At 41.3% G+C, this 14,397-nt stretch carries 15 protein-coding genes; 1 reads left to right on the forward strand and 14 read right to left on the reverse strand.

The genetic code is table 11. The annotated features are described in order from the left end of the window. A complete protein-coding gene (locus AAEY55_RS04640; RefSeq protein WP_011327513.1) occupies positions 1-309 on the forward strand; it encodes an EscU/YscU/HrcU family type III secretion system export apparatus switch protein in 309 nt (102 codons plus the stop codon). Between the two features lie 30 nt (positions 310-339). Here AAEY55_RS04640 and AAEY55_RS04645 read toward each other — a convergent pair whose 3' ends face one another. The 14 genes from AAEY55_RS04645 to flhA are packed head-to-tail and all read right to left on the reverse strand — an operon-like array spanning position 340 to position 14,376. Continuing rightward, entirely contained in the window at positions 340-741 is a 402-nt protein-coding gene (locus tag AAEY55_RS04645; protein ID WP_011327512.1) for a DUF2802 domain-containing protein, read from the reverse strand. Between the two features lie 18 nt (positions 742-759). Continuing rightward, complete coding sequence (locus tag AAEY55_RS04650) at positions 760-1,257, reverse strand: chemotaxis protein CheW (protein WP_011327511.1); 498 nt, start codon at positions 1,255-1,257, stop codon at positions 760-762. Positions 1,258-1,281: 24 nt separating this feature from the next. Then, on the reverse strand, positions 1,282-2,031 hold the full coding sequence (locus tag AAEY55_RS04655) for a CheW domain-containing protein (protein ID WP_350550267.1): 750 nt from the start codon (positions 2,029-2,031) through the stop codon (positions 1,282-1,284). Between the two features lie 3 nt (positions 2,032-2,034). Beyond that, positions 2,035-2,805, reverse strand: coding sequence for a ParA family protein (locus AAEY55_RS04660; protein ID WP_011327509.1), 771 nt, complete (start codon positions 2,803-2,805; stop codon positions 2,035-2,037). Between the two features lie 12 nt (positions 2,806-2,817). Next, positions 2,818-3,777 (reverse strand): flagellar motor protein MotB, encoded by a 960-nt coding sequence (locus AAEY55_RS04665; protein WP_350550270.1) that lies wholly within the window; start codon positions 3,775-3,777, stop codon positions 2,818-2,820. Positions 3,778-3,785: 8 nt separating this feature from the next. After that, a complete protein-coding gene (locus AAEY55_RS04670) occupies positions 3,786-4,550 on the reverse strand; it encodes a flagellar motor protein (protein ID WP_058372798.1) in 765 nt (254 codons plus the stop codon). Next, entirely contained in the window at positions 4,543-5,718 is a 1,176-nt protein-coding gene (locus AAEY55_RS04675; RefSeq protein WP_350550273.1) for a chemotaxis response regulator protein-glutamate methylesterase, read from the reverse strand. The genes AAEY55_RS04670 and AAEY55_RS04675 overlap by 8 nt, the downstream gene beginning before the upstream one ends. Positions 5,719-5,769: 51 nt before the next feature. Next, positions 5,770-7,947 (reverse strand): chemotaxis protein CheA, encoded by a 2,178-nt coding sequence (locus AAEY55_RS04680; RefSeq protein WP_350550276.1) that lies wholly within the window; start codon positions 7,945-7,947, stop codon positions 5,770-5,772. Positions 7,948-7,962: 15 nt separating this feature from the next. Continuing rightward, positions 7,963-8,724 (reverse strand): protein phosphatase CheZ, encoded by a 762-nt coding sequence (locus AAEY55_RS04685; protein WP_011327504.1) that lies wholly within the window; start codon positions 8,722-8,724, stop codon positions 7,963-7,965. A 15-nt stretch (positions 8,725-8,739) separates the two neighbouring features. Beyond that, positions 8,740-9,123 (reverse strand): chemotaxis response regulator CheY, encoded by a 384-nt coding sequence (gene cheY, locus AAEY55_RS04690; protein ID WP_011327503.1) that lies wholly within the window; start codon positions 9,121-9,123, stop codon positions 8,740-8,742. 40 nt (positions 9,124-9,163) lie between these two features. Then, complete coding sequence (locus AAEY55_RS04695; protein ID WP_011327502.1) at positions 9,164-9,874, reverse strand: RNA polymerase sigma factor FliA; 711 nt, start codon at positions 9,872-9,874, stop codon at positions 9,164-9,166. A gap of 26 nt (positions 9,875-9,900) precedes the next feature. Next, positions 9,901-10,761, reverse strand: a complete 861-nt coding sequence (locus tag AAEY55_RS04700) for a MinD/ParA family protein (RefSeq protein ID WP_011327501.1) — start codon at positions 10,759-10,761, stop codon at positions 9,901-9,903. Next, complete coding sequence (gene flhF, locus AAEY55_RS04705; protein ID WP_350550279.1) at positions 10,754-12,244, reverse strand: flagellar biosynthesis protein FlhF; 1,491 nt, start codon at positions 12,242-12,244, stop codon at positions 10,754-10,756. The genes AAEY55_RS04700 and flhF overlap by 8 nt, the downstream gene beginning before the upstream one ends. Before the next feature lie 20 nt (positions 12,245-12,264). Next, the gene (gene flhA / locus AAEY55_RS04710; RefSeq protein ID WP_350550282.1) at positions 12,265-14,376 is read right to left on the reverse strand and encodes a flagellar biosynthesis protein FlhA; all 2,112 of its coding nucleotides are present in this window, start codon (positions 14,374-14,376) and stop codon (positions 12,265-12,267) included. Positions 14,377-14,397 lie beyond the last annotated feature (21 nt).

Raw genomic sequence — 14,397 nt, forward strand, 5'->3', positions numbered from 1 at the left:
ATGAGTGACTCAGCCAACAACAAATCTGCGATTGGGCTTTTATATGCAGCCGGAAACTCGCCTATGGTAAGTACCAAGGGCTTTGGCAAATTAGCTGATGAAATAATAGCAGCGGCTGAAAAAAAAGGCATTATGATCCATCAAGATGAAGCATTAGCCAAAACGTTATCACACTTAGAGCTTGGGGAAGAAATACCTAAAGAGTTGTATTATGTAATTGCTGAGCTAATTGCATTTTCGTATGTATTAAGAGGGCAATTTCCGCCAGGCTGGCAAGACTTTCAAGGTAAGTTAAATATTAAGGCGTAGCTTTAACAGCATTAAAAAGCAAAAAAGACGCTAAGCGCCTTTTTGTTTATGCAATGAAAACAGCAGTTCTGCTTCTGCTCTAGGTAATTCGCATTCACGAATTACTTCTTCTAAATCAGCTCCAAGTTCAACCATTTTTACAGCACGAGAATAAATTTTTGCATCTGGATCGTCATACTTTTGCGCTGCTTGTTGTTGAGTTAGCTCTTCATTTTGCTGTTCAACTTCAAGTACTCGCTTACCAATACTTAATAACCCAGTGCGCAACTCTTGTACCTCACTGCGTAAAATATTAATTTGCTCAGCCGAGTCTTTAAATTGCTGCAGCTGAGAGGTAAGCTCACTTGCATAGCTGCTTTTAAATAGAATGATCATCGCCAATGCTATAAGGGCAACAGCTAACGCTATAATTGCTAAACTGAGTAATAACATAATTTTTAGTAGTAAAGCTTATAAATCGCTCAACTCATCCCATTCGTCGTCACTAAGTAGCTTATTTAAATCAACTAAAATAAGTAACTCGTTTTCGCGATTACACACACCCTGAATAAACTTAGCGCTTTCTTCTGTGCCTACATTCGGCGCACTGTCTATTTCTGAGCTTCGCAAATAAACCACTTCAGATACGCTGTCGGCTAAAATACCAATAACTTGCTCTTCAGCTTCAATAATTAAAATTCGCGAATTATCTGTTGCATCCGTACCGGCTAAACCAAAACGGGCACGAGTATCAATAACCGTAACCACATTGCCACGTAAGTTAATAATACCAATCACGTACGAAGGTGCACCAGGTACAGGGGCTATTTCAGTGTAGCGTAATATTTCTTGCACTTGCATTACGTTAACACCGTAAGTTTCGTCTTCTAACTTAAACGTTACCCACTGTAGTATTTCATCATTATTATCTGCATTTTTATTTGCTGACAGTAACTTATCTTGGTTCATGCTGTTTCCCCGTAATGGTCATTACTACTGACGGCTGTCTAGGCCTTTCTCTAATAATGCATTTAAATTATTTACATCTATTAAAGCGCACATTTTTTCTTTAATAACACCGGCAAGCCATGGGCGCTTACTTTGGTTTGTACGCCATTTTACATCTTCTTTACTCAATGTAATGTTATTTATTAGCTTTTCTGCCAATAATCCCCACTGACTGTCGCCTAGTGTAATTAAATACTTATAGTTAAGTGACGCCTCTAACTTTTCGTCATACTTCTCTGGCATAACCCAACGTGCGGTATCAACCACATTAAGTTTTTCATCTCTATTGAGCATAACGCCTTTAAACCACTTTGGTTTACCAAATAAATGATTTACTTCACTTAATTCATGTATACCGCCTAACGCTTTAAGCGGCACAGCTAGCGTTAATCCTGCCACTTCAAAAAATAAGGCTTGAAACTGCCCGTCAAAATAATCAGCTTGGCTTTGTTCGGCTAATATTTGCTCGGCCGACAGTGTTTGCTCAGCAGAGGTAACTAGGGCTTTGACTTCTTGCGCTATCGGCTTTTTAATAATTTCTGGCACAACTTGCTCAAATACTGGCGTACTTTGTGTGCTCTGCGCTTCTAAATCTGGGTGTTCAGTTTTTTTATCCGTTACTTGCTCAAGTAATTTTGCAACGGGTTCAAGATTATCTACAGGCTCGTCTTCGCACAATAACGCGCCTAGATATTGAGTCATTACTTTTTCATTAGCAAATAATTGCTTACTCATTGATTAACCTTGTTCTATTAAATAATCGAGCAATGCCTTGTAGGCATATACCCCGCGAGACCGTGGACAAAATTCACTTGGAACTTGTTGCGCTAAACTGGCGTCTCTAAATTTGGTATCTACCGGAACAACGCCCGGCCACACTTTATCAGTATAAGTATTTTGCAGTGTTTTATATGCCTCTAACGAGGCTTTCGTGCGCTTATCGTACATGGTGGCAATTATAGTATATTCATAGCTTTTAGCTTGAGATGTTTGCATTAACTGCATAGTACGCATCATTCTGTCGAGCCCCTTTAGCGCTAAAAACTCGGTTTGTACCGGCACTAAAATGCGTTCACTCGCAGCTAGCGCATTAACCATTAATACGCCAAGTACTGGGGGGCAATCGAGGATTGCATAGTCGTAATATTCGCTTATTTTTGCAAGCGCTTTTTTTAATATTAATCCCATGCCGGTTTTATTGCCCATACTTCTATCTAGGGTAGCAATAGCCATAGTGGCGGGTAATATATCTAAGTTTTCAATACTAGATGGACATAATGCTTGGAGTATTTCTTCGCTTTGCATGCTAGTTCCGCGTACAAAAATATCGTATACGCTAACCTCTAAATCCTCAGAATCAATGCCAAAGTAATAGGTTAATGAGGCATGAGGATCGGTATCAATCAATAATACGCGCTTACCTTGAGATGCTAAAATACCTGCAAGGCTAACCGCGGTTGTGGTTTTCCCTACTCCACCTTTTTGATTTGCTACAGTCCAAATCTTCACATTGCATCCTAATTACAGTTCATTTCGAGTCGATATACGAATACCGCCATGGGGTAAACGAATTATTTTTATTGTATTATCGTCAGAGGGTAATTCTGCTTCAGGCTCAGGTTTAACGACTACTTGTTGCGGCTCAACGCTTACTACTTCTGCTGTTGGTGGCAACCCATATTTAGATAGGGCAATAACTACTTTGCGATTTTCAGCACGCCCTTGCTTAGTATCGTTAGTGGCAAAAGGAGAATATTGACCATATCCCTCAATCGCCATTCGCGCTGAATTTATACCTAGCCTTTCAAGCTCAACTAAAACGGCTGTTGCACGCGCCACCGACAACTCCCAATTCGAGCGGTACATTTCATTACCTATGGTTTGGTTGTCAGTATAGCCGCGTACTCTAATATAGTTATCTACCGGAGCAATTATATCTTTAATTATTTTAACAACTTGCTTAGCTCGAACTTGCGCTACACTACTGCCACTTGAAAATAGCATGCCAGAACTAAGCTCAATGATCAGCCAATCTTGGCTGAGTTCTAAACTTGCTTCACCATCGCGTATTTCATCTATTAATGACGATTGCAGCTTAGCCAACAAACTATCGAGTGGTTTGCCAAGGTGTTTTTGCTCAATATTACTGGTATCGCTTTGTCCGTCCAGCAGCTTTGGCCCGTGTTCTTCTTTTAAAATACTTTCGCCGTAGAGCACTTCTTGCTCTGGGGTTACTCTGTCTGTCAATATTGCGTCGCCATTTACCCCAGTTCCTTGCTGCGAATGTTGACGGGCTGACTTATCAAATACATAACCAATCGAATCGGACAGCACTTGAAATTTCTCTTCTTTGTTAATTGCTATTGCGTACAAAACCACAAAAAAGGCAAACATAATCGTCATATAATCAGCATAAGACACCAGCCAACGTTCTGTGTGTTGACTTTTAGTAGTGGTGTTGCGCAAGCGACGACGTAACATAATAGCTGCTACTCAACCACGACATTTGGGCGGTCAACCCGATAGGCTTCAAGCTTTAATTCAATGCTTACTGGGCTTTCGCCTTGGCTTATTGCAATTACGCCCTCGGCAAGCATTTCGTGATAAAGCATTTTTTGCTCAACCCGTTGCTTTAACTTATTAGCCATAGGTAAAAATAATAAATTAGCTAAACCCACGCCATAAATAGTTGCTATAAAGGCAGTGGCAACACCGGCTCCAAGCTTTTGCGGATCTGTAATAAACGACATTGCCTGAATAAGACCAAGCACGGCCCCTAAAATACCTATGGTCGGACTATAACCGCCCATAGCTTCATAAACACGACTTGCCTCTAGCAGACGTTCGCGCTCTAACAGTAAATCTATTTCTAACGTATCGCGCAGTTTTTGATCTGAGCAACCATCAACTAATAATCCAAGCCCTTTTGCAGCATAGGCATCTGGGTGGGTAAGCGCTTCGTTTTCAAGGGCTAAATAACCTTCTTGACGTGCTTTATGTGACCATCCTTTTACTTGCTCTATGGCATCTTCAATATTGTATTTAGGCGATACAAAAACCCAGTGCGTAATTTCTAGCATCTTTTTAAAAGTACTGGCTGATGTTTGTAACATTACAGCACCCAATGTGCCGCCCAGTACAATGATCAACGCAGGTCCGTTAAATAATGCCGATACCACACCGCCCTCTAACGAGTAACCTATTGCAATGGCGCCTAAGCCAATAAGTAAACCTAGTACGGAAAGCTTATCCACAGCCCACCTCTGTCTTTAAACGTATTGCTACTTCATCTAATGGCAAACTTTCGCTCGCTAAACCAGCATTAGCAATTGCTTGTGGCATACCATAAACAACACAACTTTTTTCATCTTGTGCCCAAATGGTTGCCCCTGATTGTTTAAGCATACGAGCGCCTTCACGCCCATCTGCGCCCATACCAGTTAATACTATAGCTAATACATCACCTTGATACGCTTTAGCGGCACTGGCGAAGGTTACATCAACGCTTGGTTTGTAACTAATGCGCTCGCTGTTATCTTCAAAAACTCGTAGTGTTCTACTTGCCCCACGACCATCAATCATCATTTGCTGGCCACCCGGTGCTAAGTAAGCCACACCTGCTTGCAGTCGATCTCCTTGCTGCGCTTCTTTTACCTGAATTTTACACAAACTATTTAAGCGTGCCGCAAAAGCCGGAGTAAACGCAGCAGGCATATGCTGAATTAACAATATAGGATGCGGAAAGTTAGCAGGAAGCTGAGTTAATATAGTTTGCAACGCAACAGGTCCACCGGTTGATGTGCCAATTGCAACTAGTTGATAGTGCTTGCCACTCGCGCGCTTTGTTACTATTGCACTGCGACTAGTTACTGGCGAATTATTAAAGCTTCGCTCTGGTTGTGCTACTGTTGTTGCTGTTTTATTTGTTTGTGCAAACCTTGCTGCTAATGCACTTGGCGCTGAAGTAGGTGTAAATAAAGGTTTGTTTATACTAGAGGGTCTAGGGCTAGCAACACGTCTAATACGTTGGCGGCCAATTTCTTTTACTTTGCTTTGCAGCAGCTTAATGGCATCTTCATTATTGCGAGCAATGTCTTCAAATTTTTTCGGTAAAAAATCCATAGCACCAGCATCAAGTGCATCTAAAGTTGCAGTTGCACCGGAGCGAGTTAACGAAGAAAACATTAAAATTGGCGTCGGGTTACTGGCCATAATTTCTTTTACAGCACTTATACCATCTAACACCGGCATTTCTACATCCATAGTGATCATATCAGGACGTAAACTAGCTGCTTTCTCTACAGCATCTCGGCCATTTACGGCAAAGCCAATTACTTCAATCTCGCTATCTAATTCAAGAATCTCACTCACTCGACGGCGAAAAAAGCTCGAATCATCAACAACTAAAACTTTAACGGCCATTTTGCTCTCTTATTTTTATTGTGTAGACGTATAAAGTATACGTCTACTTTATTATTTACCTGCGTAGTGTTTTAACATACTCGGTACATCTAATATAAGTGCAATACCACCATCCGAAGTAATAGTGGCACCTGCCATTCCAGGCGTACCTTGTAATAAAGCGTCTAACGGCTTAATAACCACTTCTTCTTGACCAATTAACGAATCAACCACAAAGCCAACTTGTTGTGTACCTATTTGCACAATAACCACATGCCCTTGCGCTTTACGGCTTGTACGATCGGCACCTTTCACTAGCCAATGCTCTAAATAAAATAAAGGCACTGCTTTTTTACGAACAATAATAGTTAACTGACCATCAACCACATTCGTTTTAGTAAGGTCCAAGTTAAATATTTCACTTACCCCTGCTAATGGTAGTGCAAATGTTTGCTCACTCACTACCACCATTAAGGTAGGTAAAATAGCCAAAGTTAACGGTACTTTAATTTCAAGTATAGTGCCCACACCTAGTTCTGACTCTATGCTAACCGAGCCATTTAACTGGGTGATTTTAGTTTTAACCACATCCATGCCAACACCACGACCAGAAATATCAGATATTGCTTCTTTGGTAGAAAACCCTGGCGCAAATATCAGGTTGTAAGCTTCGGTGTTAGACAAACGGCTTGCTTGCTCTTGATCAAGCACACCTTTTTTAATTGCTATTTGTTTTAGTTTTTCAGCATCCATACCTGCGCCATCATCTTTAATGGTAAGCAAAATATGATCCCCCTGCTGCGAAGCAGAAAGCGTAACGGTACCTGTTCTCGGTTTACCCGCAGCTTCACGATCATCTGGCATTTCTATACCATGATCAACCGAGTTACGTACTAAATGCACTAATGGATCGGCCAGTGCCTCAACTAGGTTTTTATCTAAATCGGTTTCTTCGCCAACCAGCAATAAATTAATATCTTTATTTAAGGTACGTGCTAAGTCGCGAACAACACGCGGAAAACGGCCAAATACTTTTTTGATTGGCTGCATTCGCGTTTTCATTACCGCGCCTTGCAAATCAGCTGTAACAACATCTAAGTTAGATATTGCTTTACTCATAGATTCACTTTCTGAACTGGTGGCTAAACTCACTAAACGATTACGTACTAATACAAGCTCGCCCACCATATTCATAATTTGATCAAGGCGTTTAGTATCAACCCTTACTGTTGTTTCAGCTTGTGCAGGCGGCGCTTTTTTAGCAACTGGCGCAGCGGTATTGGTATTAGCACTTGCTGCTACAACAGCCGCTTGTGGCTGCTTAACTTTATCAACTGCTACTGGTGAGACTTTAACTACAGCTGCTTTAGGAGCCGTAACTTTATTTACAGGTGCAGGTGTTGACGCGCTTTCTTTAGATTTTGGCGCCGCTCCCTTGCCATGCAGCTCATCTAGTAAAGCTTCAAACTCATCGTCACTTATTTCATCATCGTTAGTGCTAGCAGCCGGACTTTGAGCTGCTTGAGGTTTTGGAGTTTTATTTACCGCACCAAAACTTCCTACTCCATGAAGCTCATCTAATAAGCTATCAAATTCATCGTCGGTAATATCGCCACTTAAGTCGCTGCTATTACTTAATGACTCTTTTATTGCAGGGCCTTTACCTTTGCCATGAAGTGCATCAAGTAAGTTTTCGAATTCATCTTCGCTAATTTCATCAATATGCGCATCGTTTGCTGTAGCGTTTGTTGCTGCACTGGGTGCATCAAACAACTCATCAAATGCAAAAGGGTCATCATCTAAATTAGCATCTTGCGTTATTACTGGCGCAATAGTGTCACCACCAAGCTCTTCTTCTGTGGGCGGTAAACCTAATTTATGTAATATTTCGAGTAACTGAGGATCGGCAGGCTCTGGTTGCTCACGATTTTTAATCGTAGCAAACATTTCATTAATAGTATCAAGTGCTTGAAGTATAACATCCATTAGCTCAGAGTTAACCGTTCGCACTTTTTGGCGCAGTAAGTCAAACACGTTTTCTGCGCCATGGCAGGCATCTACCAGCTCTGACATCGCTAAAAAGCCCGCGCCACCTTTAACAGTGTGAAAGCCTCTAAAAATAGCGTTCAATAATTCAGTATCTTCTGGGTTATTTTCCAGTTCAACTAATTGTTCAGATAAAAGCTCAAGGATTTCTCCAGCTTCAACTAAAAAATCTTGTAATATATCTTCATCGACTTCAAAGCTCATGCAGTTACTCTCCTATTAGAAGCCCAAACTTGATAAAAGATCATCAACTTCGTCTTGATCAGATACAACATCATCACGCGATTCTTTATCAATAATAGGGCCTTCTGGGCCTGCTAATGCTTGTGCGGCAATCGAGTTTTCTGTTTTTTGTTGCTCTTGGTTATCGTTTTCATCTTGTGCTGCAAACGCAGTTAACAGATGAATTAAACTTTCTTCAACTTCGCGTACCAGCTCAATAACACGGCGAATTACTTGCCCGGTTAAATCCTGATAATCTTGAGCCATTAACACATTAGTCATTAATACTTGCAACTCATCGGTTTTAAGATGCGAGCTGTTCATAAATTTATCAATGCTATGACACAATGTTTTAAATTCACCAAGTTCAAGATCGCGGCTCATTAACCGATCCCAGGTTGGCTTGATATGCGAAATATCATCAGCTAATTGCTGGGCTAAAGGCAGGCTCGCTTCAACCGCATCCATGGTTTTGTTGGCGGCATTTTCTGTCATTTCTATGACATAGTTAAGTCGCTTTTTAGCATCCGGAATTGCATCAGTGGTTAAATCTGTTATGCGGGTGTCAAGCTCAAAACCCTTTAAAGACTCGTGCAACTGGCGCGTTAATTTACCTACTTCTGCAAACAAATATGATTGTTCTTGAGAAGCAGTTTCTAAAATTAACTGATCAGCTTTATGTTGCTCACCGTTTTCTAAAAAAGTGACCAGCTGACGTGCTTGCTCTAAAGTAATCTGAGGCGCAGCAGGTGCTGACATAAGCCTCTCCCCTTATTAACCTAAGCGTTCGAACACTTTTTCTAATTTAGTTTTTAATGTACCCGCAGTAAATGGCTTAACAATATAACCATTAACACCTGCTTGGGCTGCTGCAATAATTTGCTCTTTTTTAGCTTCTGCAGTAACCATTAAAACCGGAAGATGCTTTAATTTGTCATCTGCGCGTATTGCTCTTAACAAGTCAATACCTTGCATGCCCGGCATATTCCAATCTGTTACTACAAAGTCAAATGATTGATTTTGCAACATAGGTAAAGCAGTTGAGCCATCATCTGCTTCTAAAACATTGGTAAACCCTAAATCACGCAATAGGTTTTTAATAATACGTCTCATCGTTGAAAAGTCATCAACAACAAGAATTTTTATGTTTTTATCCAAAACATCCTCCAGTGAGGCCTAAACCTGTATTTACTTACTTCTAATTTATCCAGTCATTGATTTTTGCTTTTAGCTTAATCATCGCCTGACCATGTATCTGACTTACACGCGACTCACTTACATCGAGTATCTGTCCAATTTCTTTTAAATTCATTTCATCGTTATAGTACAACGAAAGCACCATTGCATCTCGCTCTGGTAGGGATTTAATTGCACTTAATAAAGATTCATTAAACCTTTCATTTTTAACATTATTAAAGGGTTTGTCTAGTGCTAAATCGTGCCCAACAGGTGTTATAACATCCTCATCAATACCTAAATCTTCTATTCCCAAGATTTTACTGGAATTAACATCGGTTAAAATATGATGATATTGCTCTAGTGTAATTTCAAGCTTTTGGGCAACTTCACTGTCTGTAGGTTCACGATTCAGGCTGCTTTCTAATGCTGAAATAGCTTCTATAACCTGGCGGCTTTTACGATGTACTGAGCGAGGAGCCCAGTCTCCACGGCGCATTTCATCAAGCATAGCGCCCCGAATACGAATACCCGCAAAGGTTTCAAAACTAGCGCCTTTAGTGGCATCAAAGTTTTTTGACGCCTCTATTAATCCTATCATTCCTGATTGAATTAAATCATCGAGTTGTACACTAGGGGGTAAACGAGCAATTAAATGACATGCTACTTTTTTTACTAATGAAGCATGCTTTTCAACAATCATATTTAAATTTTGTGTTGATTCATATCCCATAGCTCTATTCACCAATGTAGTCATAGTTAGCCGTTAACGAGTTTCTCAATGAAAAATTCTAAATGACCCGAAGGCTGGTTCGGTATTGGCCACTTTGTTATTCTTGTTGCTAATGTTTTAAAGGCAAGTGCAGCTGGAGAACTAGGAAACAGTTCAACAATTACTTTTTGACGACGTGTTGCTTTGCGCATATTTTCATCATAAGGAACGGTTGCAACCAGCTCCATTGATATATCTAAAAATCGGTCTGTAACCTTTGATAGCTTTGCAAATAACTCTTGCCCTTCGCGTAATGAACGCACCATGTTGGCAACAATTTTAAATTTATACACGCCATGTTCGCGGCTTAATACTTTGATCAGTGCATAGGCATCGGTTATTGAAGTTGGCTCGTCACATACCACAACCAAAACATCTTGTGCAGCGCGAGAAAAACTCAGCACCATATCCGATATACCGGCAGCGGTATCAACAACTAATATATCAAAATCAGTATTGAGTTCGCTAAAAGCACGAATAAGCCCAGCATGTTCTGCAGGCGACAACTCAACCATACTTTGTGAACCCGACGTCGCTGGTACTATTTTGATCCCAGCGGGGCCTTCTACTAGTATTTCATCAAGCTCACATTCGCCAGATAACACATGCGATAAATTACGCTCAACACGTAGTCCAAGCATTACATCACAATTGGCTAAACCCAAATCGGCATCAAGCACTAACACTCTATTGCCTTGCTGGCCTAAAGCGATCGCAGTATTTAACGATACATTTGTTTTTCCAACGCCACCTTTACCGCCAGTGACGGCGATAACCTTAACGCCGTTATTATTATTTTTGCTCATTTTACGCAGGCCGCTTGCTTGATCTAATACTGTGTTAATCATACATCTCTACTGTGCTCGACGCCACTGATTGGTGTCGTGAATGTTGTACTTTTGTTCTCTTTAAATATAATTGCTCAGCTTTTTTCACTAGTTTTTCTGCATTTGCAACTCGAATATCTTCAGGTACTCGTTGACCATTAGTAAGATACCCTATTGGCAGGCGATTTTGAATCGCAATACTAATTATCTCGCCTAAACTTAATGATTCGTCGAGTTTAGTGAAAATACAACCGCTTAACTGTACTTTTTTAAAGTGTCTTACGGTTTCTTGTAACACATTTATTTGCGCAGTGGCACTTAATACTAAGTAATTACGAATATCCACACGCTGATTACGCATTAAGGTATTTAGCTGCTCAGTTAAACGTAAATCACGTTGGCTCATACCTGCGGTATCTATAAGTACTAAGCGCTTGTTACGTAAATGATATAACACTTCAGCCAGTTCGTTCGCATCTTTAACTTGTTTAACCCCACAGCCTATAATACGGCCATATGTTGCAAGCTGCTCGTAAGCACCAATTCTGTAAGTATCGGTAGTAATTAGCGCTACTTTATCAGCACCATATTTTTGTGCACCTAATGCTGCGAGCTTAGCCACTGTAGTGGTTTTACCCACACCGGTTGGGCCAACTAATGCGTAAACACCACCTTGGCGCAAAATTTCGTTATTCGTGGTTTGCATCTGATCTTCAACCATAGTTAACAGCGCTTTCCAGCCCTGCTGACGCGGAACATCTTCAGGTACAAAACAAGCCATTTGCTCAGCAACTTCTTTATCGATTCCCATGCCTACTAAGCGGTCAATCATGCATGCGCGCGTTGGGTCACGGCGCGCCATATCTTGCTGCATTAAACCCGACACTTGGTGCTCTAATAACTGGCGAATTGCGTTCATTTCTTCACGCATTGTGCTCATTGCTTCACTTTCGGTATTTTTAGTCGTGTGTGTCTGCGCAACTGGCGTGTCTAATTCATCAAAATCACGGTCTAGGTCATCAAAACCTAAGCTGTCAGCTTGCGTTTGTGGGCGTGCTTGCGCGGCTTCTTCACGCGCAAACATATTTGTAGGGCGTTGTTTAGCGACCGGCTCTTGATAATGCTCTGAGGTATCTATACCTGATTGCGAAAACATTGAAGCCAATTCTGCTGAACGTGGACGCGGCGACTGGCGCTCTAATAATGCTTGTAAGCTGTCGGCTACTTTTGCTTGTGGCTCAGGTCTAGCACGCTGTGGCTCTGGTTTTACAAAGTTATGCATGCTTTGCGAGTGGGCAGAATGTGCCGTACGCTGCTGCAGCGGCACACTTTGTTGTGGCGCGGCGGCTTTAGGGGCTGCTTTGTCATAATCAACCGCTGCGACAATTTCTACGCCGTTTGCGAGTTTTTTATTAGACATAATAACCGCATCAACACCTAGCTCATCTTTAACTTCTTTAAGTGCTGTGCGCATATCTTTAGCAAAAAAACGTTTAATCTTCATGGTTCAACCCCTTTAAAATCTTATTGTTGGCCTACTGAGCTAACAATCTTGATCTGCCTTTCGTCTGGTATCTCTTGATAAGACATCACTCGCAATCCTGGAATGGTGTACTTAACAAAACGAGATAACACAGTGCGTAACATTCCTGACGTTAACAGTATTGAAGGTTCACCGGCCATTTCTTGATTTTGATGCGCTTCGTTTAATGACACTTGAAGTCGCTCTGCAAGTCCTGGCTCTATTCCGGCACCTTCGTCGCCTGCATTTTGTAATGACTGATGCAACATCTGTTCCAACTCAGGCGCCAAGGTTATGACAGGGATTTCTGAAGACATGCCCACTGCATCTTGAACTATTAATCGACGCAGTGAAATACGTACCGCAGCGGTTAAAACATCTGGATCTTGGCTACGCGGGCCATACTCTACAAGGGTTTGTACTATTGAGCGCATATCGCGAATAGCTACACCTTCGTTTAATAAATTTTGTAAAACTTTAACTATGGTAGTTAATGGCAATACATCAGGCACCAAGCCTTCTACTAACCTTGGGTGACTTTTTGCTAGCATATCTAATAGATTTTGTACTTCTTCGTGGCCTAATAATAACGCCGCATTATTGGTGAGTAATTGGCTAATATGAGTGGCAACCACAGTCGCCGAATCAACCACGGTATAACCAAGCGATTGCGCTTCATCTTTTTGATCTGGCTTGATCCACACCGCATCTAAACCAAAAGCCGGATCTTTAGTTTCAATCCCTTTTATAGGACCAAATACTTGCCCCGGATTAATTGCCAATTCGTCGCCGTGTTTTAGTTCGCCTTCGCCACTTGATACGCCCATTAAGGTAATTCGGTATGCATTTGGGTCTAGTTCTAAGTTATCGCGTATATGTACCGGCGGCACTAAAAAGCCTAATTCTTGAGAGAGCTTTTTACGCACGCCTTTAATGCGGTTTAGCAATTCACCACCTTGGGATTGATCAACCAATGGAATAAGTCGGTAACCTACCTCTAAACCAATTACATCAACTTGCTGCACATCGTCCCAGCCTAACTCTTTTTGCTCTTGCTTATTGGCAATGCCTGTACCTACTGTGCTGCCATTAGCGGTTTCCTCTGCAAGTACTGCTGCCGCTTTTAATTTATTTTGTTGAGTGTAGTAAGCTAAATAACCTAATAGTGCGCCCAAGCTTAAAAACGCTACGTGTGGCATACCAGGTACTAAGCCCATAATGATTAAAATGCCTGAAGCAATAAATAACGACTTTTCGTTACCGAGTTGTTTCTTAAATTGATCGCCCATGTTGTGCGACTCATTTTGACGCGTTACAACAATAGCAGTACCAATAGAGAGTAATAATGAAGGGAGTTGCGCAACTAAGCCATCACCTATGGTAAGCAAGGTATAAATTTCCATGGCATTGCCAAAGCTTAAATCGTGTTGGATCATGCCAACAAATAAGCCACCAACAATATTAATAATTAATATAACAATACCGGCAATAGCATCGCCTTTTACAAATTTACTGGCACCATCCATAGAACCATAAAAGTCGGCTTCGCGGGTTACTTCTTCGCGGCGCTCTCGGGCTTGCTCGGCGCTAATAAAGCCCGCATTCATGTCGGCATCAATTGCCATTTGTTTACCCGGCATAGCGTCTAGGGTAAAACGCGCCGACACTTCAGAAATACGCCCAGCACCTTTAGTAATTACCACAAAGTTTATGATGATCAAGATTAAAAACACCACTAAACCTACTGCATAGTTACCACCAATAACCACAGAGCCAAAGGCTTCAATTACTTTACCGGCAGCATCACCACCATTGTGGCCCTCAAGTAATACTACTCGGGTGCTGGCAACGTTAAGTGCCAAACGCATAATAGTGGCGATTAGTAACACAGCCGGAAACATACCAAACTCAAGTGGTTTCATGGTGTATACAGTTACCAGTAACACCACCAAAGCAAGGGCAATATTAAAAGAAAATAATATATCAAGCAGGAACGGAGGAAGAGGTAAAATGACCATACCCAGCGCAGCAAGTACCATTAATGGTGTACCTACGCCTTTGGCATACTCTTTTTTATCTTTGTTAAATTGTTGTAATACCGCTTTAAATCCCATAACCCTACAATTTCAAAAAAT

It is taken from the genome of Pseudoalteromonas sp. 120-MNA-CIBAN-0494, assembly GCF_040308885.1.
In the GTDB taxonomy this organism is placed as follows: domain Bacteria; phylum Pseudomonadota; class Gammaproteobacteria; order Enterobacterales; family Alteromonadaceae; genus Pseudoalteromonas; species Pseudoalteromonas nigrifaciens.